This window comes from Chromobacterium vaccinii (genome assembly GCF_000971335.1).
Classification (GTDB): domain Bacteria; phylum Pseudomonadota; class Gammaproteobacteria; order Burkholderiales; family Chromobacteriaceae; genus Chromobacterium; species Chromobacterium vaccinii.
The window spans coordinates 1-24025 of sequence record NZ_JZJL01000055.1 but is presented as its reverse complement, the minus strand read 5'-3'; the positions used below and the strand labels follow the sequence as shown (position 1 = coordinate 24025).

Genomic DNA, 24025 nt, shown 5'->3' with positions numbered 1-24025 from the left:
AATTGGGCCAGCCCGACAAATTGCCGCCGCGCCCCGACCTGCGCGTCCGCCGCGTGCCCATCGGGCCGGTGGCGGTATTCGGCGCCGGCAACTTCCCGCTGGCGTTCTCGGTGGCCGGCGGCGACACCGCCTCCGCGCTGGCCGCCGGCTGCCCGGTGGTGGTCAAGGCGCATCCGGCCCATCCCGGGGTCTCGGAATTGACCGGCCGGGTCATCCGCCAGGCAGCCGCCGACTGCGGCCTGCCTGGCGGCGTGTTTTCGCTGCTGATCGCCGATGGCCACGCGCTGGGCCGGCAATTGGTCGAGCACCCGGCCATCGCCGCCGTGGCCTTCACCGGCTCGCGCCGCGGCGGCGAAGCCCTGATGCGCGCCGCCGCGCTGCGCCCCCGGCCGATTCCGGTGTACGCCGAGATGGGCAGCCTGAATCCGGTGCTGGCGCTGCCGCATGCGCTCGCCGCGCGGGCGGAAACCATGGCCGCGGCCTGGGTGGACGCGCTGACGCTGAACGCCGGCCAGTTCTGCACTTGCCCGTCGCTGCTGCTGGCGGTGGAGGGAGAAGATCTGGACCGGTTCCGCCGCGCAGCGGCAAACGCGGCGGCGGCCAAGCCGGCGGACACCATGCTGACGCCGGTCATCCACGACGCCTACCAGAGCGCGCTGCACCGACTGCGCCGCACTCCGGGCGTCGCCGAGCTGGCGTCCGGCCAAGCCGGCGGCGGCCCGTACGCGGCGCAGGCGGCGCTGTTCGAAATCGACGCTGCCGGCTTCGCCGCGCGGCCGGAGCTGGCCGAGGAGGTTTTCGGCCCCTGCGCGCTGATCGTCGCCTGCCGCGATCAGGACGAGCTGCTGTCCGCCATGGCCGGCCTGGACGGCCAGCTCGCCGCCACGCTGCAAATGGACGACGCCGACCTGCCGCTGGCGCGCCGGTTATTGCCGCTGCTGGAAGCGCGGGCCGGCCGGGTGCTGGCCAACGCGTTTCCCAACTGGGTGGAGACATCGCCGGCCATGGTGCATGGCGGACCGTTCCCAGCGGGCTCCGACAGCCGCGCCACTTCGGTCGGCCTGGCCGCGATGGACCGCTTTCTGCGACCGGTGTGCTACCAGAACCTGCCGGCGGCGCTGCTGCCGCCGCAGGTGGCCGACGACAATCCGCTGCGGCTGTGGCGGCGGGTGGACGGCGCCTGGAGCCAGGGCTGAGCGTCAGCCGCGCCCGCTTCTCGCGGGCGCGCCGCCGCTCCACTGCACCGCCAGCACGCTGGCCAACACCACCGCCATGCCCAGCAGCGATTGCGCGGACAGCGCCTGTCCCAGCAGCGCCCATCCCAGAATCACCGCGGTCAGCGGACTGAGCAGGCCCAGCGACGACACCGCCACCGGCGACAGCCGCGCGATGCCGCGGAACCACAACAGATAGGCCAGCAGCGCGCCGAACAAGCCCAGGTAGGCGTAGCCGGCCACCTGCGCCCAGCCCAGGCTGGGCAGCGGCGGATCGACCGCCAGCGCCAACGGCAGCAGCATCAGCCCGCCCAGAGTCAACTGCCAGCCGGTCAGCGCCGTCACCGGAGCCGGCAGCTGCCAGCGCCGGGTCAGGTAAGTGCCACAGGCCATCGCCACCGCGCCGCCGAAAGCCGCCAGCATGCCCAGCCCATCCCAGCTAGAACCCGGCGACAGCAGCAGCGCCGCCATGCCGGCCACGCCCGACAGGCTGGCCCACAGCGCCAGCGCCGCCGGCCGCCTGCAGTCCAGCCGCCAGGCCAGCGCCATCACCAGCAAAGGCTGGCAAGCGCCCACCACCGCCGCCAGGCCGCCCGGCAACCGGTAGGCGGCGACGAACAGCAAGGCCTGGAACGCGCCGATATTGAGCGCCGACAGAATCAACAACCTGCCCCACTCCGCCGAGCGCGGGCGCCAGCCGCCCATCCACACCAGCAGCAGGCCTGCCGGCAGCACCCGCAGCAAGGCCGCGATGAATGGCCGGTCCGGCGGCAGCAGCTGGGTGGTGACGATGTAGGTGGAACCCCAGATCACCGGGGTGAGCGCAGTGAGCAATACGTCGCGCCAGTGGCCGGCTTCATTTTCCGCAGACATGGGCAATCCTTCCGCTTGTGCTTATAATTCAAACATGATTAACTTGAATTCAAGATAACATTTATCTCGAATTCAAGGCAAACAAATCTTGAAATAAAGACAAGGAGACGGCATGAGCGATGCTCTTCCCGGCGACGCGGTAGACCGCATACTCGAACAATGGGCGCGCGAGCGCCCGGATCTGGACGTCAGCCCGATGGGCGTGATCGGCCGGCTCAGCCGCTGCGCCGCGCTGCTGTCGCAACGTCTGGACGGCGTGTTCGCCGAATACGGCCTCAGCGGCTGGGAGTTCGACGTGCTGGCCACGCTGCGCCGCGCCGGCGCGCCTTACCAGCTGGCGCCGACTGAATTGTTCTCGTCGCTGATGGTCACTTCAGGCACGATGACCCACAGGCTGAAGGTGCTGGAGAGCAAAGGCTGGATCGTGCGCGAAGCCAGCAATCAGGACGCTCGCAGCACGCTGGTGCGCTTGAGCGGCGACGGCTTCGCCTTGCTGGAGCGCGCGCTGGAAGGCCACGTCGCCAATGAGCACGCGATACTGTCCGCGCTGCCGGCCCGCAGCGTGGACGCGCTGGAGAAGCGGCTGGCGGAATTGCTGGCCGCGCTGGAAACGCCGCGCGGCTGAGCCGGTTTATTTCTAATCATGGAATAATCCATTGCCTGCGATGGGTGTTTATGTTTTCGTCATCATCAGGCAGAGTGAAGGCCTGCATTCCGCTTTCGCCCCTAGGAGAAACGCATGACCCGCCCTGCCCTCAAACTGTACGATTTCGCCCTGTCCGGCCACAGCCACCGCGTCCGGCTGATGCTGTCGCTGCTGAACCTCGAGTACGAAACCATTCCGGTCAATCTGCGCGAAGGCGAACATAAGCGGCCGGACTTCCTCAAGCTCAACCGCTTCGGCCAGATTCCGGTGCTGGCCGACGGCGACGAAACGATTCCCGACTCAAACGCCATCCTGGTCTACCTGGCGCGCCGCTACGGCCATGGCGACTGGCTGCCGGCCGATCCCCTCGGCGAAGCGCGCGTGCAGCGCTGGCTGTCCGCCGCCGCCGGCCCTCTGGCTTTCGGCGCCGCCCAGGCCCGGCTGCACAAATGGCGAGGCGTGCCGCTGGACTATGAATTGGCCGCCAGCCGCGCCAAGGCGCTGTTCCAGGTCATGGACGAGGAACTGGCCGAGCGCCCCTTCCTCGCCGGCGACGCCGCCACCATCGCCGACGTCGCGCTGTACACCTACACCGCGCGCGCGCCGGAAGGCGAAATCCCGCTGGAGCCATATCCGCATGTACGCGCCTGGCTGACCCGCGTCGAGGCGCTGACCGGCTTCCTGCCCATGCCAGCCATCAACGCTTAAACGACAGGAACAACGGATGTCCGACGCCCGCCCCGCCCCCTCGCCCTGGCATCCCGGCGAACAGGAAATGCAGCGCCGCGCCGGCAGCCAGCAGAGGATGGCCGCCACGGGTCCGCGCGTGATCCGCGACCATATGCCGGAACAGCACCGCGACTTCTTCCGCCAGCTGCCCTTCATGGTGATGGCGGCGGTGGACGAGGCCGGCAGGCCGTGGGCGGGCATCGTCGAGGGCAGGCCTGGCTTCGCCGGCTCGCCCGATCCGCGCAGCTTGCGGATAAACGCCCAGCCCAGCCCGGCCGATCCGCTGCGCGACTGCCTGCGCCCCGGCGCAGCGGTGGGTGTGCTCGGCATCGAGCTGCACACCCGCCGCCGCAACCGGATGAACGGCGAGCTGACGGCGCTGGACGACGATGGCCTCACCATCGCCGTCGGCCAGTCATTCGGCAATTGCCCCAAATACATTCAGCTGCGCGAATTCGAATTCGCGCGCGAACCGGGGCCGCGCATCCTGGGCTCGGTGGAGTGGATGCACGAGCTGGACGACGACGCGCGCGCCGCCATCTCGTCCGCCGACACCTTCTTCATCGCCAGCGCCTGGGCCGGCGAAGACGGCCGCTGGCAGGCCGACGCGTCGCACCGCGGCGGCAAGCCCGGCTTCGTCAAGGTGGACGGCGACACGCTGGCCATTCCCGACTTCGCCGGCAACGGCTACTTCAACACCCTGGGCAATCTGCTGCTGCAGCCTCGCGCCTGCCTGCTGTTCGTCGACTTTTCCAGCGGAGACACGCTGCAGCTTGCCGGCCGGGCCGAGGTGCCGGACATGGAAGCGCCGCCCCCATTGGCCGGCGCCGAGCGGGCGTGGACCTTCCGCGTCGAGCGCGTGGTCCGCCGCCGCAACGCTTTGGCGCTGCGCTGGACGCTGCGCGAGTACTCGCCGTTCACGCTGGCCACCGGTTCCTGGCCGCAGCAGGCCCCGGAGCGGCAATGGCTGCCGCTCCAGGTCAGCCGCGTGGAGGACGAAAGCGATTCGGTCAGATCGATCTACCTGGCGCCAGCCGACGGCTCCCCGCCTCCGGCGTTTCTGCCCGGCCAGCACCTGAGCCTGAAAGTGGCCGGCGTGGACGGCGTGCGGCTGCGCAACTACACGCTGTCGCGGACCGGCGGCTACCGCATCAGCGTCAAGCGCCAGGGCAAGGCATCCGCCCGGCTGCACCAGCTGGCGCCGGGCGACATCGTCGAGGCGCTGCCGCCGCGCGGCGACTTCACGCTGGCGCATGCCGACCGGCCAATCGCCATGCTGGCCGGCGGCATCGGCATCACCCCGTTGCTGGCCATGCTGCACCAATTGTCTGAAAACCCCGCCGCGATGCCGCCGACACTGCTGGTCTACGCCACCCGCGCCGTGGCCGAGCGCGCGTTCGACGCGGAGCTGGCAACTCTGCGGGCCAGGTCCGCCGGCCGGCTGCGCATCGTCACGGCCGCCAGCCAGCCGGAAACCGGACGCCGGCTGGGCGTGGATTACCAGCATGCCGGCCGCGTCGACATCAAGCTGCTGCTGCAGTCCGGCGCGGATCTGGCCGGCGATTTCTACCTGTGCGGCCCCGCCGGCTTCATGCAGGCGCTGTACGATCAGCTGACCGCAGCCGGCGTGGAAGACAACCGCATCCACGCCGAAGCCTTCGGACCCGCCGGGCTGCAGCGCAGCGGCCATGCCGCGCAAGCGTTGCCGCCGCCGGCCGACGGCGCGGTGCCGGTCAGGTTTTCCGCGTCCGCCGTCAATGCCGAATGGCAGCCCGGCCAGAGCCTGCTGGAACTGGCCGAATCCTGCGGCCTGAACCCTGACTTCAGCTGCCGCGGCGGCACCTGCGGCAGTTGCCGCGCCGCGCTGCTTGCCGGCCAGGCCACCTATCTGCAGCCGCCGGACTATCCAACCCGGCCCGGCGAGATCCTACTGTGCTGCGCCTACCCCGCCGCGGGCGCGGACAAGCTGGAAATCAATCTCTAAGCCGCGGGTCGGCGCGCAGCCGCTCAGCCAGAAAGTCGATGAAGCGGCGCATCCGCGTCGAGCCGTAACGGCTTTCGGCATGGACGATGTGTATCGGCAGCGGCGCGCTCTCGTAAGCTGTCAGCACCCGCTCCAGCCTGCCTGCCGCCAGCGCCTCCGCCACCTGGTAGGACATCGCCCGGATCAGGCCGAAACCGCCCTGCGCCGCGTCTATCGCCACGTCGTTGCCGCTGACCGTCAGCCGCGGCCGCACCCTCACCCGCCGCTCGCCGCCCGCGCCGAACTTCCACTCCAGCGAGGCCGAGGCGGCAGTGGAGGCGATCACCGTGTGCTCTTGTAAATCCTCGGGCGCGGCCGGCGCGCCATGGCGAGCCAGATAATCCGGCGCCGCGCACACCAGCCGCCTCACCTCGCCCACCCGAACCGCGCGCAGCGAGGAATCGGGCAGATGGCCGATGCGCACCGCCGCGTCCAGCCCTTCCTCCATCAGATTCACCACGTTGTCGCGCAGCTGCGCCGACATCTCCACCAACGGGTGCTGGCGCAAAAAGTCCAGCACCGCCGGCATCACGTACAAACGGCCGAACAGCACCGGCGCAGTCAGCCGGATCAGACCGCGCGGCTCGGCGTTGCCCCCCGTCGCCGCATCCTCCGCCTCGGCCACCGCCGCCAGAATGCGGCGCGCGTCGTCCAGATAACGCGCGCCGGCTTCGGTCACCCTGACGTAGCGCGTGGTGCGGTTCAGCAGGCGCACGCCCAGGTTTTCCTCCAGCGCCGCCACCGCGCGCGTCACCGCCGGCGGCGACAATTTCAGCCTGCGCGCCGCGCCGGCGAAACCCTCTTCCTCCGCCACGGCGACGAAAACGCCCATCAAATGGAAACGGTCCACTCACTATTCCTCGTAACGGAACAATCAATTAAATAAAACAGATATTCTTCCAAAATAAAGAATTTGGCAAAGTGCACCCATCGCGGATACGTTCCGCATCCACCCAGGAGTCTTGCCATGAACCGCATCACCATCCCCGCCGCCGAGCACATCCCCGCCGCCAGCCAGCCGCTGTTGGCAGCCGTGCAACAACAACTGGGCATGGTGCCCAATCTGATGAAGCTGCTGGCCCACAGTCCGGCCGCGCTGGAAGGCTATCTGTCGCTGAACGGCGCGTTGGCCAAGGGCAGGCTCGACGCCGCGCTGCGCGAACGCATCGCGCTGGCGGTGGCCGAATTCAACGGCTGCGACTACTGCCTGTCCGCCCACAGCTACCTGGCCAAGCATGTGGCCAAGCTTGGCGATGATGAAATCGCCGCCGCCCGCGACTTCGCCAGCGCCGACGCCAAACAGGCCGCCGCGCTGCGCTTCGCGCTGAATGTGGCGGAACAGCGCGGCAGCGTGGCCGACGCCGAACTGGCCACCCTGCGCGACGCCGGCTTCGACGAGGCGGAAACGCTGGAGATCGTGCTGACGGTGGCGCTGAACATCCTGACCAACTACGTCAACAACGCCGCCGCCACCGCGGTGGACTTCCCGCTGGTCCAGTCTCGCGGCTAAGCCCGCCGCAGCCGGAAGCCTGCGGGCTTCCGGCCCTTCCATGCCCATGGTCTTTTATTGTCCGCCAAGCTGCTCCATTCGTCCCCATGCCTTAAAATGGCGTCAACTGTTCCGTTTTCCGCGGCCGCCGCCGCGGCTTTACTCCCGATGATAGAAAACAATCCCAATATGCTGCTGCTCGCGGTGTTCGAGCGCGCCGCGCTGATGCTGATGGCGCTGTTCTTCCTGACCCGCGTCCGGCCGTTCCAGCATCTGCTGCGCCAGCAGGCCCACAGCCCGGCCGAGCTGGCCGGCGTGTCGCTGCTGTTCTGCCTGTTCGCCGTGTTCAGCACCTATACCGGCATTCCGGTGGACGGCTCGCTGGTCAACGTCCGCACCATCGCCATCCTGGCCGGCGGCATATTGTTCGGCCCCTGGGTGGGCATACCGGCCGGCATCGTCTCCGGCCTGCACCGCTACCTGATAGACATCCACGGCTACACCTCGCTGCCCTGCCTGATCTCCAGCATCTGCGCCGGCCTGCTAGCCACCGCCATCCACTTCCGCGCCGGCCGCAAGCGGCTGTGGCTGTACGGCATCGCCGCCGGCATCGCCTGCGAAAGCCTGACCATGGCGCTGATCCTGTGGCTCACCGAGCCGGCGGTCGGCCAGGCCATCGTCGGCCACATCGCCTACCCGATGATCACCGGCACCGTCTGCATCGGCCTGATCATCAAGCTGGTACAGGACCTGGACGACGAGAAGGAGCTCTTGGCGGCGCGCCAGGCCAAGCTGGCGCTGACCATCGCCAACCGCACCCTGCCCTATTTCCAGAATGTGGACCGCGACGCGCTGATCGAGGTATGCACCGTGATCCGCAACCACATCGGCGCCGACGCGGTGGCCATCACCGACACCCGCGACGTACAGGCCTATGTCGGCCTGGGCAAGGACTACTACGAGCCAGCCGACCACTCCGCCATCGGCGAGATCACCCGCCGCGCGGTGCGCGAGGATGCGATCATCATCGAGAACGACCTGCGCCAATACCGGGTGGCAGACTTCCACTCGGTGATCATCATTCCGCTGCGCGAAAACGGCCGCGTCACCGGCACGCTGAAAATCTTCTTCCGCAAGAGCGGCGGCATCACCGGCTCGCTGCGCGAACTGGCCGTCGGCCTGTCGCAGTTGATCTCCACCCAGATGGAGGCGTCGCGGATCAAGCAGTTGCAGGAGATGGCGCGCAAGGCCGAGTTCGCCGCGCTGCAGAGCAAGATCAACCCGCACTTCCTGTTCAACGCGCTGAACGCGATCTCGTCCTTGATCCGCATCCGGCCGGCCGACGCGCGCCAGCTGATCGCCCAACTGGCCGACTATCTGCGCTACAACCTGTCGCTGGGCGACACCCTGATCGACATCCAGGAGGAGCTGAAACAGGTGCGAGACTATGTGGCCATCGAGCAGGCGCGCTTCGGCGACAAGCTGTCCGTCGTGTTCGATGTCGACGAAGTCCACGCCCGCGTGCCCAGCCTGCTGCTGCAGCCCCTGGTGGAAAACGCCATCCTGCACGGCATCCAGCCGCGCAAGGAGCCTGGCGAGGTGCGCATCGCGGTGAAGAAGCTGGTCGATCGCATCCGGGTATCGGTGCGCGACACCGGCTACGGCATCAGCCAGGAGGTGATGGACGGCATCGCCGAGGGCAAGGTGGAGAGCCGCAGCATAGGCCTGTCCAACGTCAACGAGCGCATCAAGCTCTTGTACGGCGAGGGCTTGCGGCTGGCCCGGCTGGAGCCCGGCACCGAAGTGAGTTTCGAACTGCCGCTGGAGGACGCCGCATGCTGAAGGCGCTGATCGTCGAGGACGAATACCTGGCGCGCGAAGAGCTGGCCTACCTGATCCAGGAACACAGCTCCATCGAAATCGCCGCCAGCGTCGAAGACGGGCTGGAGGCGTTCAAATTCCTGCAGGAGCGCGATGTCGACGTGGTGTTCCTGGACATCAACATCCCGTCGATAGACGGCCTGCTGCTGGCCAAGAACCTGCACAAGACCGCGCGGCCGCCGCGCATCGTCTTCGTCACCGCCTACAAGGAATTCGCGGTGGACGCCTTCGAGGTGGAAGCCTTCGACTACATCCTCAAGCCATACAACGAGGCCCGCATCATCGGCCTGCTGCGTAAGTTGGAAGCGCTTGAGTCCGCGCCCCCTCCGACCGCCTCCGTGCCCGCCGCGCCCCATGCGACGGAAAGCGCGTCCCTCAGCCGCACAGTCAACCTGGCCAAAGGCGACAGCATCATCGTCACCCCCTGCGAAGAGATCTATTACGTGGAGGCCGACGAGAAGGTCACCCTGGTCTACACCGCGCGCGACCGCTACGTGATGGCGATGAGCATCAGCGAGTTCGTGTCGCGGCTGCCGGCCGACAGTTTCTTCCGCTGCCACCGCTCCTTCTGCGTCAACATCCACAAGATCCGCGAAATCGCGCCCTGGCAGAACAGCACCTACATCATCAAGCTGTACGACCTGAAGGCGGAAATCCCGGTCAGCCGCAGCAATATCAAGGCCTTCAGGCAGTTGATGCACCTGTAAAATAAGCTATGTTGTAGTTATTCGCGGCATCATCTACTCTCAATGCCCCTACTCTGACTCAAACAATAAGGCCCCACATCCTCCTGGACTACCTATAAGATGAAAAACCACCTCCTTCCCATACTTTTTCAAACAACTTGCACATCAGCATGCGAGAAAAGCGTTACCACACCTCCTACGATTACTGAAAAAACTACAATCATTCAAAATGAGCGTTATAAAATTTATTTCAGCCCTTTAATCCGGGCCGATACATATTTATTAGATACTCAGACTGGCAGAGTCTGGCAACAGCAGTTGGACAGCAATGAAAATTCAGTCTGGGTTGAAATGGATGTAAAAAATAAAGATAGAAAAACAATTGACTTTAAAGATTTAAAATAAAAATCAATCAAAAACACGAATAGCATAATTCAAACCAAAAACTTTCGCCTCCCCTCCGTTCATTCGTACATCCCTGCATTTCATTCCTTCCTGCCTGCATTTCATTCCCGCTCTGCGCCGCCTCCATAAGCGTGGGCTTATAGTCATGCCAACAGTAATGACTTTAAGCGAGCAGCGCCATGAACGCCTCAAGCAACGCCATCCGCTACCGTACCCTGGCCGGTACCGTCATCACCCAGTTCGCGCTGGGTTCCGTCTACACCTGGAGCCTGTTCAACGCCCAGCTGTCGCACAAGCTCTCCGAGCCGGTCAGCCAGGTGGCTTTCGCCTTCGGCCTGCTCAGCCTCGCCCTGGCGGTGGCGTCGTCGATGGCCGGCAAGCTGCAGGAGCGCTTCGGCGTGCGCAAGGTCGCCATCGCTTCCGGCCTGATGCTGGGCCTGGGCTTCTACCTGACCTCCCACGCCGGCAGCCTGATCATGCTGTATCTGTGCGCCGGCCTGCTGGTGGGCTTCGCCGACGGCGCCGGCTACCTGATGTCGCTGTCCAACTGCGTGAAATGGTTTCCGGAACGCAAGGGCCTGATCTCCGCCTGCGCCATCGGCGCTTACGGCCTGGGCAGCCTGGGCTTCAAGTTCATCAACCTGGCCTTGCTGTCGCGCTTCAGCCTGGAAGCCACCTTCCAGCTGTGGGGCCTGATCGCGATGGCCATGGTGGTGGCCGGCGCCTTGCTGATGACTGACGCGCCGCAGCAACCGGCCGCGGCGCAAACCGGCGGCAGCCGCGACTTCACGCTGGCCGAAGCGATGCGCCAGCCGCAATACTGGATGCTGGCGCTGATGTTCCTGACCGTGTGCATGAGCGGCCTGTACGTGATCGGCGTGGCCAAGGACATCGGCGAGAGCTTCGTCCACCTGTCGGCCGCCACCGCCGCCAACGCGGTGGCCGTGATCGCCGTGGCCAACCTGTCCGGCCGCCTGGTGCTGGGCGTGCTGTCCGACAAGATGCCGCGCATCCGCGTCATCACCATCGCCCAGATCGCCGCGCTGGCCGGCATGCTGACCCTGCTGTTCGCCCCGCTCAACGCCAGCCTGTTCTTCGCCGCCATCGCCTGCATCGCCTTCAGCTTCGGCGGCACCATCACCGTCTACCCGTCTCTGGTCAGCGATTTCTTCGGCCTGAACAACCTGACCAAGAACTACGGCGTGATTTACCTGGGCTTCGGCATCGGCAGCATAGTCGGCTCCATCGTCGCCTCGCTGTTCGGCGGCTTCCTCGCCACCTTCCACCTGATCCTGGCGCTGCTGATCGTCGCCCTGCTGTTCTCGCTGACCATCCGTCAGCCGGGCGCGGTCCAGGCCAACAAGGAAGCGTTCGACGCCGAGCCGCATCTGGGCAAGGCCTGAGCTTGACGCCTTCCAGATAAGACAAAGCCCCCGGATTCGGGGGCTTTCGCATGCTTGGGCTTGGCAATTAGAACCTGCTCACGATCTTTATGGTTTTGAATCCGCTACGCGGATAATCGTTTTCATAGCCGGGGCTGCCCGGCGGACAGGGAGGGGATATTTGCTTGGCCAAATATCCCCTCCACCCCTAAAAGCCACCCTGCAAGCCTGGCCTGCGGCTTCCCGTCGGGCCCCGTCAGACCCGAGGCGCGGCTGAACTCGTCCCGCGCTAACGTCGCGGGACTCAAACAGACAGACGCTTAAACCCTCGGGTCTGCCACCCGACGGCAGGCTTGAAGGGACCTAGACGCATCGGATACGCGGTTTCCCGCAAGCTAAGCCTAAAAACCGGACAAGAGATCGTGAACAGATTCTTATAAGACGCTGACAAAAGCCTAAACCAAGGCGCGCCGACGCAGGCAGTAAAAATAGTACGTACCAGGAGGCGCAACCGCAGGATCAGGGTTCTTGCTAACGCCTCTTGGCCAGCCAGATGTCCAGCTGGCGGGCAAAGGCCTGCCGGTCCGCCTGGCTCAAGGGCGGCGGTCCTTCGGTCTGCACGCCGCTGGCGCGCAGATTGTCCATGAAGTCCCGCATCGTCAGCTGGGCGGCAATGGTCTCCTTGGAGAAAGCGTCGCCGCGCCAGTTCAGCGCCTGCGCGCCCTTGGCCAGCACCTCGGACGCCAGTGGGATGTCGCCGGTGATCAGCAAATCAGTCGGCTCGATGCGGCGGGCGATCTCGTTGTCGGCCACGTCGAAGCCCTTGGGCACCTGCAGCGCGCGGATGTTCGGCGCCTTGGGCACCGTCAGCAGCTGGTTGGCGACCAACACCAGCTCCACGCCGGTGCGCTGCGCCGCGCGGAACAGCACTTCCCGTATCACCTTGGGACAGGCGTCGGCGTCTACCCAGATCGTCATGTCGGCTTCTTTCTCTATCAACAGGCCGCCATGATACCCGTCAATCCCGACAACCGTATCCAGCGCGTCGCTGCAGCCGCCGTTTGCGAGTACAAGCGCCCAACACCTCAGTTCGCTGTCATCGCGCCATATTGACGCTTACGTAAACGTAAGTGATGATGTGCTCATCAGGCGCCGCCAGCCGCGCCGCACGCCTAACGAGGAGAATTCCATGTACAGCAGCCTGCGCTTCGCCTTCGGCGAGACTTACGACCTCCTGCGCGAATCGGTGCGCGACTTCGCCGAGCGCGAAATCGCGCCGCGCGCCGCCTCCATCGACCAGGACAATCTGTTCCCGGCCGATCTGTGGCGCAAATTCGGCGAGCTGGGCTTGCTCGGCATCACCGTCAGCGAGCAGTACGGCGGCGTGGACATGGGCTACCTCGCCCACATGATCGCGATGGAAGAAATCAGCCGCACCAGCGCCTCGGTGGGCCTGTCCTACGGCGCTCACTCCAATCTGTGCGTCAACCAGATCTACAAGAACGGCAACGACGCGCAGCGCGCGAAATACCTGCCCAAGCTGATCTCCGGCGAACACGTCGGCGCGCTGGCGATGTCCGAGCCCAACGCTGGCTCCGACGTGGTCAGCATGAAGCTGAAGGCCGACAAGACCGACGGCGGCTACCTGCTCAATGGCAGCAAGATGTGGATCACCAACGGCGGCGACGCCGACACGCTGGTGGTGTACGCCAAGACCGACGTCAACGCCGGCCCCAAGGGCATCACCGCCTTCATCATCGAGAAGAGCTTTGCCGGCTTCAGCCACGGCAGCAAGCTGGACAAGCTGGGCATGCGCGGCTCCAACACCTACCCGATCTTCTTCGACAACTGTTTCGTGCCCGACGAGAACGTGCTGGGCGGCGAAGGCAATGGCGTGAAAGTGCTGATGAGCGGCCTCGATTACGAGCGCTCGGTGCTGGCCGCCGGCCCCTTGGGCATCATGCAGGCCAGCCTGGACATCGTGGTGCCCTACCTGAACGACCGCACCCAATTCGGCCAGCCGATAGGCGATTTCCAGCTGATGCAGGGCAAGCTGGCCGACATGTACGTCAAGCTGTCCGCCAGCCGCGCCTATGTCTACGCCGTGGGCCAGGCGCTGGACCGCGGCGAGACCGGCCGCCAGACCCGCAAGGACGCCGCCGGCGCCATCCTGTACGCGGCCGAGAACGCCACCCAGCTGGCGCTGGACGCCATCCAGTGCCTGGGCGGCAACGGCTACATCAACGAATACGCGACCGGCCGCCTGCTGCGCGACGCCAAGCTGTACGAGATCGGCGCCGGCACCAGCGAGATCCGCCGCTGGCTGATCGGCCGCGAACTGATGGCCGAAACCCGCTGAGAACGGCGGATAAAATGCCTGATGCCGCGTTGCGCAGCCTTGCCGTACCAGATGTACTGTCTGCGGCTGCGCGCCTTGCCTCAGGCCTTTTCTCCTGCCGCTCTCCACTATTTTCCGGCAACGCTCAGGAAACCCGAACATGACCGCCGCTGAACGCATCGTCCAGGCCCAGCTGGACGCCTACAACGCCCGCAATCTTGAGGCCTTCGCCGCCTGCTACGCCGAGGACGTCAAGGTCTACCGCCTACCGGCCATGACGCTGAGCCTCTCCGGCCGCGCCGCGCTGGCCGACCACTACGCCAGCAAGCGCTTCAACCTGCCCAAGCTGCACGCCGCGCTGCTGCACCGCATCGTGCAGGGCAGCCGCGTCATCGACCACGAGGACGTGACGCTGGACAGCGAGAACCACATGCGCGCCGTCGCCATCTACGACGTCAACGCCGACAGCCTGATCGCCGCCGTCTGGTTCGTCGACGCCGAATGACAAGGTAAACCACATGCCCATCCTCGAATCCAAGCTGTCGCCGCGCGCCGCGGACTTCGTCGCCAACGCCGACAAGATGCGCGCGCTGGTAGATGATCTGAAACAGAAAGTCGCCCAAGCGGCCTTGGGCGGCGGCGAGAAAGCCCGTGCCAAGCACACCGCGCGCGGCAAACTGCTGCCGCGCGAGCGCATCGACCTGCTGCTCGATCCCGGCGCGCCATTCCTGGAATTGTCCCAGCTCGCCGCCTACGGCATGTACGGCGACGACGCCCCCGGCGCGGGCATGATAGCCGGCATCGGCCGCATTTCCGGCGTCGACTGCCTGATCATCGCCAACGACGCCACCGTCAAGGGCGGCACCTATTATCCGATGACGGTGAAGAAGCATTTGCGCGCGCAGGAAATCGCCCGCGACAACCGCTTGCCCTGCGTCTACTTGGTGGACTCCGGCGGCGCCTTCCTGCCGCTGCAGGACGAGGTGTTTCCGGACAAGGAGCACTTCGGCCGCATCTTCTACAACCAGGCCAATCTGTCCGCGGCCGGCATTCCGCAAATCGCCGTGGTGATGGGCAGTTGCACCGCCGGCGGCGCCTACGTGCCGGCGATGAGCGACGAAACCGTCATCGTCAAGGAACAGGGCACCATCTTCCTAGGCGGCCCGCCGCTGGTTAAGGCCGCCACCGGCGAGGTGGTCAGCGCCGAGGAACTGGGCGGCGGCAATGTGCACGCGAAAATCTCAGGCGTCGCCGACCACCTGGCCCAGAACGATGCCCACGCGCTGTCCATCGCCCGCCGCATCGTGTCGGACCTGAACTGGAAAAAACAGGGCGAACTGGACCGCGCCGAGCCCAAGCCGCCGCGCTACGCGGCGGAGGAAATCTACGGCGTGATCCCGGCCGATCCGAAAAAGCCGTTCGACGTGCGCGAGATCATCGCCCGGATGGTGGACGATTCGGACTTCGACGAATTCAAGCAGAACTACGGGACCACATTAATCACGGGCTTTGCCCGTTTGAATGGTTACCGCGTCGGCATCCTGGCCAACAACGGCATTTTGTTTTCCGAATCCGCGCTGAAGGGCGCGCACTTCGTCGAATTGTGCTGCCAGCGCGGCATTCCATTGATCTTCCTGCAGAACATCACCGGCTTCATGGTGGGCAAGAAGTATGAGAACGGCGGCATCGCCAAGGACGGCGCCAAGCTGGTGACAGCGGTGGCCTGCGCCAAAGTGCCCAAGTTCACCGTGCTGATAGGCGGCAGCTTCGGCGCCGGCAACTACGGCATGTGCGGCCGCGCCTACTCGCCCCGCTTCCTGTGGATGTGGCCGAACAGCCGCATCTCGGTGATGGGCGGCGAACAGGCCGCCGGCGTGCTGGCCCAGGTGAAGAAGGAACAGCTGGGCGACGCCTTCACGCCTGAGCAGGAAGAGGCTCTGAAAGCCCCGGTGCGCCAGCAGTACGAGGAACAGGGCCACCCCTACTACGCCAGCGCCCGCTTGTGGGACGACGGCGTGATCGACCCGGCCCAGACCCGCGACGCGCTGGCGCTGGCGCTGGAGGCCTCGCTGTCGGCCCCGGTCGAAGCCACGCGCTTCGGCGTGTTCCGGATGTAAGGAGCGGATGATGAGCTACACCACGCTGCAAATCGAGCAACAGGGCAAGGTGGCCACCGTCTGGCTGAACCGGCCGGATCTGCACAACGCGCTGAACGAGGTGCTGATCGCCGAGCTGACCGAGGCGATGCGCCAGTTGAACCGCAAGCAGGACGTGCGCGTCATCGTGCTGGCCGGCCGCGGCAAGAGCTTCTGCGCCGGCGCGGACCTGGACTGGATGCGCCGCGCCGCCGGCTACAGCGAAGCCGAAAACCTCGCCGACGCGCAAAAGCTGGCGGCCATGCTGAAAGGCGTCTACCGCAGCGCCAAGCCGGTGATCGCCCGCATCCACGGCGCGGCGATGGCCGGCGGCACCGGCCTGGCCGCCGTCTGCGACATCGCAATCGCCACCGACGCCGCCAAGTTCGCGCTGACCGAGGTGAGGCTGGGCCTGGTCCCCGCCACCATCGGCCCCTATGTCGCCGACGCCATCGGTCCGCGCCAGGCCCGGCGCTACTTCCTGTCCGCCGAGCGTATCACCGCCGGCACCGCGCTGAAGCTGGGCCTGATCCACGAGCTAGTCAGCGAAGAGTTGCTGGACGAGCGGGTGGCCGAAATCGCCGAAGAGCTGGCCAAGGGCGCGCCAGGCGCGCTGCGCGAGGCCAAGCTGCTGCTGGCCGAACTGCGCGAAGGCTCGCCGTGGGACGACCAACTGCTGGAGCACACCGCCGGCCGCATCGCTTCCATCCGCGCCGGCGAGGAAGCGCGCGAGGGGCTGGCTTCGTTCTTCGAGAAACGCGCGCCGAAATGGCAGGAATAACAAGGATAACGCCATGTTCAACAAGATTCTGATCGCCAACAGGGGTGAGATAGCCTGCCGCGTCATCAAGACCGCCCGCGCCCTCGGCATCGCCACTGTCGCCGTCTACTCCGACGCCGACGCCGACGCCCGCTTCGTCAAGCTGGCCGACGAGGCCTATCGCCTCGGCCCGGCGCCGGCCGCCGAATCCTATCTGCGCGCCGACCTGATCCTGGCCATCGCCAGGCAGAGCGGCGCCCAGGCTGTGCATCCCGGCTACGGCTTCCTGTCCGAGAACGAAGACTTCGCCGCCGCCTGCGAGGCCGCCGGCATCGCCTTCATCGGCCCGCCGGCCTCGGCCATCGCCGCGATGGGCAGCAAATCCGCCGCCAAGGCGCTGATGGAGAAGGCCGGCGTGCCGCTGGTGCCCGGCTATCACGGCGACGACCAAGATCCAGCGAAGCTGCAAAAGCAGGCCGACGCCATCGGCTACCCGGTGCTGATCAAAGCCAGCGCCGGCGGCGGCGGCAAGGGCATGCGCATCGTGGAAAAGAGCGAAGACTTCGCCGCCGCCCTCGCCTCCTGCCAGCGCGAGGCGCGCGCCAGCTTCGGCGACGACAAGGTGCTGGTGGAGAAATACCTGACCAAGCCGCGCCACGTTGAAATCCAAGTGTTCGCCGACAAGCTGGGCGGCTGCGTCTACCTGTTCGAGCGCGACTGCTCGGTGCAGCGCCGCCACCAGAAAGTGCTGGAAGAGGCCCCGGCCCCGCACCTGCCGCAGGCCACCCGCGAAGCGATGGGCCAGGCGGCGGTGGCCGCCGCGCGCGCGGTGGGCTATGTCGGCGCCGGCACCGTCGAGTTCATCATGGACGTGGACACGGGCAAGTTCTACTTCATGGAGATGAACACCCGGTTGCAGGTGGAACACCCGGTGACCGAGATGATCACCGGCCAAGACCTGGTGGCCTGGCAGCTTGCTGTCGCCGCCGGCGGTGAACTGCCGCTGAAGCAAGAACAGCTCGCCATCCGCGGCCACGCGATCGAGGCGCGCATCTACGCCGAGGATCCGGACAAAGGCTTCCTGCCGTCCACCGGCACGCTCACGCATCTGGCGACGCCGGCCGAATCCGCCTGCGTGCGCATCGACACCGGCGTCGAGCAGGGCGACGCCATCTCGCCGTTCTACGATCCGATGATCGCCAAGCTGATCGTCTGGGGCGAGACCCGCGAAGCCGCGCTCAGGCAGATGGATGCCGCGCTGGCGCAGTACCGGATAGTCGGCCTGTCCAGCAATGTGTCTTTCCTGCGCCGCATCGTGAATCATCCCAGCTTCTCCAGCGGCCAGGTCGATACCGGCCTGATCGCCCGCCATCACGATGAATTGCTGCCAGAACCCGCCGCGCCCACCGCCAGACAACTGGCCTTGCTGGCGCTGGCCGAAGCGCTGGCGAATCAGGCGCCCTACCCGGCTCCCGCCGGCTGGCGGCTGAACGGGCGGCTGACGCGCCGCTTCGCCTTCGAGAGCCACGATGAAGACTACGGCGTGGAACTCCAATACCAGGATGACGGCTGCGTCGTCCGCGTCGGTACGGAAAGCTTCCACGCCCGCGCCAGCCTTGCCGGCAACCAGCTGGAAGCGGTGCTCGACGGCCTTCGCGTCAAGGCCGTCATCGTCCGCCACGGCGCGCGGCGCGCGCTGTTCGAAAACAGCGAGCGGTTGAGCGTCGATTTCATCGATCCCTATGCCTACACCGAGCTGGGCGTGCATGGCGAAACCCATCTGAAAGCGCCGATGCCTGGCCGGGTGGTGGCGCTGCTGGCCGAAATCGGCGCGAAAGTCGCCAAGGGTTCTCCGCTGCTGATCCTGGAAGCGATGAAGATGGAGCACACCATCACCGCGCCGGGCGACGGCGTGGTGCAGGACTTTTACTTCGCGGCAGGCGAACAGGTTAACGATGGTGACGAGTTGGTCGATTTTGCCGCAGAATGACAAAATCATTTTCCTGACTTCATAAGGCAAGGCCATGCATATCGCCCTGGAAAACATCCAGCAACTGCGCCAGCGCGGCGAATACGAGGCCGCGCGCAGCCAGGCGCTGGAGCTGTTGCGGCACCAGCCCCAGCATGCCGACCTGCATTACCTCGCCGCCTGCATTCACGACAGCCTGGGCCTGGAAGAGGAAGCCATCCCCCATTACCAGCAGGCGCTGGAGCTGGGGCTGAGCGGCGATACCGCGGCCGAGGCCTGGCTGGGCCTGGGCAGCAGCCATCGCGCGCTGGGCCGCTTCGACCAAGCCGAAACCGCGCTGCGGGAAGGCTTGCGGCTGTTCCCGGAACACCACGCGCTGCGCGCCTTCCTGGCGATGACGCTGTACAACCGCGGCCAACACAAGGAAGCCACGCAAAGCCTGCTGGCGCTGCTGGCCGACGGCAGCGCCGACCACGGCATCCGCGCCTACCGCCGCGCCATCCGCTTCTACGCGGAAGACCTTGACCGCACCTGGTAACGAGACCGACATGGACCCCGTCATCATCAATCATCCTGGCCTGTCGCTGGCCGGCTACAGCATCCCCACCCGGCTGGAAAACGGCGACAACCTGCGCCAGATTCCCGCCTTCTGGAACGATTACGCCGAACGGCTGCGCCAGCCGCTGCTGGAAGCGCTGGGCAAACCGCACGCCCCGGAATACGGCGTCACCTGCGACTTCAATCCGCAAACCGGCGGCTTCCGCTACCTGATCGCGATGGAATGCCCGGCGGACGGCGCGCCGCCGCCGGACAGCGAGCGTCGAAGCGTGGCGCCGGCCAAGTACGCGGTGTTCACCACGCCGCCGGCGACCGACCCGGCCAGTTTCGGCGAAGCCATCGTCGCAACCTGGCAGCACATCTACCAGACCTGGCTGCCCGCGTCCGCCAAATGGGAACACGCGCCTGGCGAATCCTTCGAACGCTACGACGGACGCTGCTCCCCCGGCCGGGACACCCTGCAGATGGACATCTACATCCCCATCCAGCCCAAGCGCTGAAGGAAAGCCATGCAAAGCGTCAAGCTAGTGGAAGTGGGTCCGCGCGACGGGCTGCAGAACGAGAAACAGCCGCTGAGCGCCGAGATCAAGCTGGAACTGATCCGCCGCCTGGCCGAAACCGGCCTGTCCGCGATCGAGGCCGGCGCCTTCGTGTCGCCCAAGTGGGTGCCGCAGATGGCCGGCAGCGCCGAAGTGTTGGCCGCGCTGGACACGTCCGGCCCCATCGCCTACCCGGTGCTGGTGCCCAACGACAAGGGACTGGACGCGGCGCTGGCTGCCGGCGCGCGCGAAATCGCCGTCTTCGGCGCCGCCAGCGAAAGCTTCAGCCAGAAGAACATCAACGCCAGCATCGCCGAAAGCCTGCAGCGTTTCGAAAGCGTGGCCCGTCGCGCGCTGGACGCCGGCGTCAGGGTGCGCGGCTACGTGTCCTGCGTGGTCGGCTGCCCGTACGAGGGACGGATCGCGCCGCAAAAAGTGGCCGAGGTATCCCGAGCGCTGGCCGACCTGGGCTGCTACGAAATCTCGCTGGGCGACACCATAGGCGTGGGCACCCCGGCCTCGGTGCGCGAGATGCTGGACGCGGTGCTGGACGCCGTGCCGGCCAAGCAGCTGGCCGGCCATTTCCACGACACCTACGGCATGGCCGTCGCCAACATCCGCGCCGCGCTGGACATCGGCCTGCGCGTGTTCGACGCCTCGGTGGCGGGATTGGGCGGCTGCCCATACGCGCGCGGCGCGTCCGGCAACGTCGCCACCGAAGACGTGGCCTACCTGCTGGCGGGCGAGGGCTACCACACCGGCATCGATCTCACTAAACTGGTGGATGTCGCCTGGTTCATCGCCGACGCGCTGGGCAAGCCCCCCGCCTCCAAGCTGGCGCACGCGCTCGGCCGCCAGGGCTGAAACCATACCGGCGGGTCCGCTCCCCCAAAGCAAAACAAACAGGCGGGCCGCCACAGGAGAAACCATGCAAGCACGCGTTACCCCGATCTGGACGCCCTCCGCCGAGCGGCTGTCCGGCTGCCATCTCACCGCCTTCGCCCGCCTGGCCGAAACCGTCTGGGGCAAGGAGCTGCCCGACTACCACCGCCTGTGGCGCGCCAGCGTCGAAGACCCGGGCCGCTTCTGGTCGCTGGTATGGGATTACTGCGGCGTGATCGGCGACAAGGGCTCGGTCGCGCTGGAAAACGGCGACGACATGCTGGCCGCCCGCTTCTTTCCCGAATCCCGGCTCAACTTCGCGGAAAACCTGCTGCGCCGCGACGACGACACGTTGGCCGTAGTGTTCCGCGGCGAGGACAAGGTCGAACAGAAGCTGTCCTGGCGCGAGCTGAACCAGCTGGTCTCCCGCCTGCAGCAGGCGATGCGCGCCAGCGGCATCCAGCCGGGCGACCGCGTCGCCGGGTTCATGCCCAATATGCCGGCCGCGCTGGCGGCGATGCTGGCCGCCAGCAGCCTGGGCGCGGTATGGACCAGCGGCTCGCCAGACTTCGGCACCGACGGCGCGCTGGACCGCTTCGGCCAGACCGAGCCCAGGATCCTGTTCTGCCCGGATGGCTACTGGTACAACGGCAAGGCGGTGGACATCCGCGCCAAGATGATCCACCTGGCGGAAAAGCTGCCCAGCGTGGAGCGCTTCGTGGTGGTGCCCTACCTGGGCGACGGCGCGGACTTCGCCGCCGCCGTGCCGCGCGCGCAGACGCTGGACGCCTTCCTCGCCGGCTTCGACGCCCGCCCGGTGGAATACCTGCGCCTGCCGTTCAACCACCCGTTGTACATCCTGTATTCCAGCGGCACCACCGGCAAGCCCAAATGCATCGTCCACGGCGCCGGCGGCACGCTGCTGCAGCACCTGAAGGAACACCAGCTGCACGCCGACGTCCATCAGGGCGACCACCTGTTTTACTTCACCACCTGCGGCTGGATGATGTGGAACTGGCTGGTGAGCGGCCTCGCCTCCGGCGCGGCGCTGATGCTGTACGACGGCTCGCCGTTCGCCGATGACGGCCGCGCGCTGTGGGACTACGCCGCCGAACACGGCTTCACCCACTTCGGCACCTCCGCCAAGTACATCGACAGCCTGAAGAAGACGCCTCTCGTTCCCGCCCGCGACTGGCAGCTGCCCAAGCTGCGCAGCCTGTTCTCCACCGGCTCGCCGCTGGTGGCGGAAAGCTACGACTGGGTGTACGAGAACATCAAGTCCGACCTCAACCTGGCCTCCATCTCCGGCGGCACCGACATCGTCTCCTGCTTCGCACTGGGCGCGCCGACACTGCCGGTCTACCGCGGCGAGCTGCAATGCCGCGGCCTGGGCATGGCGGTGGACATCTACGACGAGCTGGGCCGCCCGCTGTATCGAGAAAAGGGCGAACTGGTCTGCCTGAAGCCGTTCCCGTCGATGCCGATAGGCTTCTGGAACGACCCGGACGGCGAGAAATACCGCCAGGCCTACTTCGGCCGCTTCCCCAACATCTGGTGCCACGGCGACTACGCCGAAGTCACCCAGCACGACGGCGTGATCATCTACGGCCGCTCCGACGCGGTGCTCAACCCCGGCGGCGTGCGCATCGGCACCGCCGAGATCTACCGCCAGGTGGAAGTGTTCCCGGAAGTACTGGAAAGCCTGGCCGTCGGCCAGGCCTGGCAGGACGACGAGCGCGTGGTGCTGTTCGTCAAGCTGCGCGAAGGCGTGCAGCTTGACGAAGACCTGGCCAGCCGCATCAAGGCCCAGATCAAGAACGGCGCCAGCCCCCGCCACGTACCCGCCCGCATCGTCGCCGTGGCCGACATCCCCCGCACCGTCAGCGGCAAGATCGTCGAACTGGCGGTGAAGAACGTGATCCACGGCCGTCCGGTCAGCAATGTCAGCGCGCTGGCCAATCCGGAAGCGCTGAAGCTGTTCGAGAATCTGAGCGAACTGGGCGAATAAACTGCCTCCGCGCGCGCGATTCAGCAAACGAGGGCCGCCGCCCTCGTTTTTGTTTTGGCCGAGCCATCGGCAGCGGCCCGGCCAAAACCCCTCCAACGCGACAGCTTCACTCCAAAATCCGCCAAATGCGCAAGGCGGGGGCAATATCAGGATGTTTTCAAGCGCTGGATGCCTGGAACTGAATTATCATGAATAGAAGGCAAAAGCGCTTGGCTAGCCGCGATGGATGCCACAAATACAGACGGTATCCACCGATCACGCTATAACGCGAAGCGCAACGATTTTCGGAGCGGAAAAATGTTGAGCCGGCACCAGCAAGGCTGGAGTACTGAACAATGGGCGACCTACCTGAAAGACAAGGACATTCCCGTTCTATCGGCAACGCGGGATATTTTCCAGTCGCTGAAATCCCAGGGGAAAGAGGCGCCTGAATTTTCGCCGCGGGAACTGGTGGACATGGTTCACGACGATCCCTATCTGGCCGTCAAATTGCTGATAGAGGCCGAGCGGCACCGCTCCAGGCGGCTGGGCAAGGAAACCACCACCCAATTGGCCACCATACTTCAGTTGGGCAGCGATGAATTGTATTCGCTGATTTCCAGAAGCCCGGTGGTGAAGGTGGATCACCCCGGCTGGAAAGCGGCGGTTTCCACCGCCGTCATGGCGTCCAGCATCGCGCGGGCGTGGTCGAATCTCCGTTCCGACACCTCGCCCGAGGAAATCTCGCTGGCCACGCTGCTTTCCGAAACCGGAGATTTGCTGCTTTGGCATTTCGCGCCGGAATTGCCGACCGCGGCCATCGCGGAATTCGAATCCGGGCGCGCCAACCGAACCGGCCTGGCCCAGTTGAACACCGCCGGCTTCACCTTCCGGCAATTGACGCTGGCGCTGGCCGACATCTGGCAGTTGCCGCAGATGATCAGCCAGCTGATCCGGGGCGTCGACCGGCCACGCACCCATATCGCGCAAATCGCCATCGACTGCGCCCGCCACCTGATCCAGGATCCGGACAACCCGGCCCTGCCTTTCGACATCGACAATATCTCTCAGCACATACCAGGCGTCGCCAAGGAAAAACTGATCTCGGCCCTGCCGGTTTCCGATGAGCAAAAGGCTCATATTCTCGCTGGCCTGCAAGGGGAATGAAGAAGCCGCCCGTCTGCACCCCGCTCGAATCGAGGCGAGATGCGGTTGACGTTTGGAACGACACGCCGAGTCCAGTTCATGAACACTGCTTCTTGGTGGGCATGATCCACCTACAATTACTGTCCGAAAACGCAGAATAAAACAAATTAAACCTGCCCAAAAGTACAGCAGCCCTTATTCACTCCCTCATCTGTAAAAGGGCTATCCTGCAGTCTTCCCATTCTGTTACAGCCCGACAAGCGCCCGACGTCAGAGGCGCACTCATGGAACTGCCATGGATATAACCGCCCTGCTCGCCTCCTTCGCCTCCTCCTTTTCCCAAGCCAACCGCCATATCACCCTTGCCATCGCCAGCGACACCG

Annotated in this window: 22 protein-coding genes; 19 read left to right on the top strand and 3 right to left on the bottom strand. The window is 65.8% G+C overall.

Features of this window, described 5'->3' with window-relative positions:
- Nucleotides 1–1196: aldehyde dehydrogenase family protein (locus VL52_RS20020; RefSeq protein WP_046158704.1), on the top strand; the 1196-nt coding region annotated here is incomplete at its 5' end.
- Nucleotides 1197–1199: 3 nt separating this feature from the next.
- Here VL52_RS20020 and VL52_RS20015 read toward each other — a convergent pair.
- The gene (locus VL52_RS20015) at nucleotides 1200–2087 is read right to left on the bottom strand and encodes an EamA family transporter (RefSeq protein WP_046158703.1); all 888 of its coding nucleotides are present in this window, start codon (nucleotides 2085–2087) and stop codon (nucleotides 1200–1202) included.
- A gap of 112 nt (nucleotides 2088–2199) precedes the next feature.
- Between VL52_RS20015 and VL52_RS20010 the strand changes: the two genes are divergently transcribed.
- From VL52_RS20010 to VL52_RS20000, 3 genes are all read left to right on the top strand, one after another.
- Nucleotides 2200–2712 carry a MarR family winged helix-turn-helix transcriptional regulator gene (locus VL52_RS20010; RefSeq protein ID WP_046158702.1) on the top strand — a complete coding sequence of 171 codons (513 nt, stop codon included), beginning with the start codon at nucleotides 2200–2202 and terminating at the stop codon, nucleotides 2710–2712.
- A 114-nt stretch (nucleotides 2713–2826) separates the two neighbouring features.
- Nucleotides 2827–3441 carry a glutathione S-transferase family protein gene (locus tag VL52_RS20005; RefSeq protein WP_046158701.1) on the top strand — a complete coding sequence of 205 codons (615 nt, stop codon included), beginning with the start codon at nucleotides 2827–2829 and terminating at the stop codon, nucleotides 3439–3441.
- Nucleotides 3442–3457: 16 nt separating this feature from the next.
- Nucleotides 3458–5446: a 2Fe-2S iron-sulfur cluster-binding protein gene (locus VL52_RS20000; protein ID WP_046158700.1), complete on the top strand. Its 1989-nt coding sequence runs from the start codon at nucleotides 3458–3460 to the stop codon at nucleotides 5444–5446.
- Here the strand turns inward: VL52_RS20000 and VL52_RS19995 are convergent.
- On the bottom strand, nucleotides 5436–6335 hold the full coding sequence (locus tag VL52_RS19995; protein WP_046158699.1) for a LysR family transcriptional regulator: 900 nt from the start codon (nucleotides 6333–6335) through the stop codon (nucleotides 5436–5438). The two genes, VL52_RS20000 and VL52_RS19995, sit on opposite strands and share 11 nt — an antisense overlap.
- A 117-nt stretch (nucleotides 6336–6452) precedes the next feature.
- On the opposite strand from VL52_RS19995, the gene VL52_RS19990 reads away from it, so the two are divergent.
- The 5 genes from VL52_RS19990 to VL52_RS19975 all read left to right on the top strand — a co-directional run bounded on the left by VL52_RS19990 (nucleotide 6453) and on the right by VL52_RS19975 (nucleotide 11349).
- Nucleotides 6453–6995 carry a carboxymuconolactone decarboxylase family protein gene (locus VL52_RS19990; RefSeq protein ID WP_046158698.1) on the top strand — a complete coding sequence of 181 codons (543 nt, stop codon included), beginning with the start codon at nucleotides 6453–6455 and terminating at the stop codon, nucleotides 6993–6995.
- A gap of 147 nt (nucleotides 6996–7142) precedes the next feature.
- A complete protein-coding gene (locus VL52_RS19985; protein WP_046158697.1) occupies nucleotides 7143–8816 on the top strand; it encodes a sensor histidine kinase in 1674 nt (557 codons plus the stop codon).
- Nucleotides 8810–9562, top strand: coding sequence for a LytR/AlgR family response regulator transcription factor (locus tag VL52_RS19980; protein WP_046158696.1), 753 nt, complete (start codon nucleotides 8810–8812; stop codon nucleotides 9560–9562). Before VL52_RS19985 ends, VL52_RS19980 begins: the two co-directional genes overlap by 7 nt.
- Nucleotides 9563–9661: 99 nt before the next feature.
- Complete coding sequence (locus tag VL52_RS24810) at nucleotides 9662–9946, top strand: hypothetical protein (RefSeq protein WP_144410345.1); 285 nt, start codon at nucleotides 9662–9664, stop codon at nucleotides 9944–9946.
- Between the two features lie 179 nt (nucleotides 9947–10125).
- Nucleotides 10126–11349 carry an L-lactate MFS transporter gene (locus VL52_RS19975; protein ID WP_046158695.1) on the top strand — a complete coding sequence of 408 codons (1224 nt, stop codon included), beginning with the start codon at nucleotides 10126–10128 and terminating at the stop codon, nucleotides 11347–11349.
- A gap of 510 nt (nucleotides 11350–11859) precedes the next feature.
- Here the strand turns inward: VL52_RS19975 and VL52_RS19970 are convergent.
- On the bottom strand, nucleotides 11860–12306 hold the full coding sequence (locus VL52_RS19970) for a YaiI/YqxD family protein (RefSeq protein ID WP_046158694.1): 447 nt from the start codon (nucleotides 12304–12306) through the stop codon (nucleotides 11860–11862).
- Between the two features lie 211 nt (nucleotides 12307–12517).
- Here VL52_RS19970 and VL52_RS19965 point away from each other — a divergent pair, with 211 nt between their 5' ends.
- The 10 genes from VL52_RS19965 (at nucleotide 12518) to VL52_RS19920 (ending at nucleotide 23663) form a co-directional block, all read left to right on the top strand.
- Nucleotides 12518–13687, top strand: coding sequence for an isovaleryl-CoA dehydrogenase (locus VL52_RS19965; RefSeq protein ID WP_046158693.1), 1170 nt, complete (start codon nucleotides 12518–12520; stop codon nucleotides 13685–13687).
- Between the two features lie 139 nt (nucleotides 13688–13826).
- On the top strand, nucleotides 13827–14171 hold the full coding sequence (locus VL52_RS19960) for a nuclear transport factor 2 family protein (protein ID WP_046158692.1): 345 nt from the start codon (nucleotides 13827–13829) through the stop codon (nucleotides 14169–14171).
- Nucleotides 14172–14184: 13 nt separating this feature from the next.
- Nucleotides 14185–15783: a carboxyl transferase domain-containing protein gene (locus VL52_RS19955; protein WP_046158691.1), complete on the top strand. Its 1599-nt coding sequence runs from the start codon at nucleotides 14185–14187 to the stop codon at nucleotides 15781–15783.
- Nucleotides 15784–15793: 10 nt separating this feature from the next.
- Nucleotides 15794–16582 carry an enoyl-CoA hydratase/isomerase family protein gene (locus VL52_RS19950; RefSeq protein ID WP_046158690.1) on the top strand — a complete coding sequence of 263 codons (789 nt, stop codon included), beginning with the start codon at nucleotides 15794–15796 and terminating at the stop codon, nucleotides 16580–16582.
- A gap of 13 nt (nucleotides 16583–16595) precedes the next feature.
- Entirely contained in the window at nucleotides 16596–18551 is a 1956-nt protein-coding gene (locus tag VL52_RS19945) for an acetyl/propionyl/methylcrotonyl-CoA carboxylase subunit alpha (protein WP_046158689.1), read from the top strand.
- Nucleotides 18552–18585: 34 nt separating this feature from the next.
- On the top strand, nucleotides 18586–19068 hold the full coding sequence (locus tag VL52_RS19940; protein ID WP_046158688.1) for a tetratricopeptide repeat protein: 483 nt from the start codon (nucleotides 18586–18588) through the stop codon (nucleotides 19066–19068).
- A gap of 10 nt (nucleotides 19069–19078) precedes the next feature.
- Nucleotides 19079–19588, top strand: a complete 510-nt coding sequence (locus VL52_RS19935; RefSeq protein ID WP_046158687.1) for a GyrI-like domain-containing protein — start codon at nucleotides 19079–19081, stop codon at nucleotides 19586–19588.
- Nucleotides 19589–19597: 9 nt separating this feature from the next.
- Complete coding sequence (locus VL52_RS19930; protein ID WP_046158686.1) at nucleotides 19598–20491, top strand: hydroxymethylglutaryl-CoA lyase; 894 nt, start codon at nucleotides 19598–19600, stop codon at nucleotides 20489–20491.
- Between the two features lie 64 nt (nucleotides 20492–20555).
- A complete protein-coding gene (locus tag VL52_RS19925) occupies nucleotides 20556–22517 on the top strand; it encodes an acetoacetate--CoA ligase (RefSeq protein ID WP_046158685.1) in 1962 nt (653 codons plus the stop codon).
- Between the two features lie 297 nt (nucleotides 22518–22814).
- On the top strand, nucleotides 22815–23663 hold the full coding sequence (locus VL52_RS19920) for an HDOD domain-containing protein (RefSeq protein ID WP_046158684.1): 849 nt from the start codon (nucleotides 22815–22817) through the stop codon (nucleotides 23661–23663).
- Nucleotides 23664–24025 lie beyond the last annotated feature (362 nt).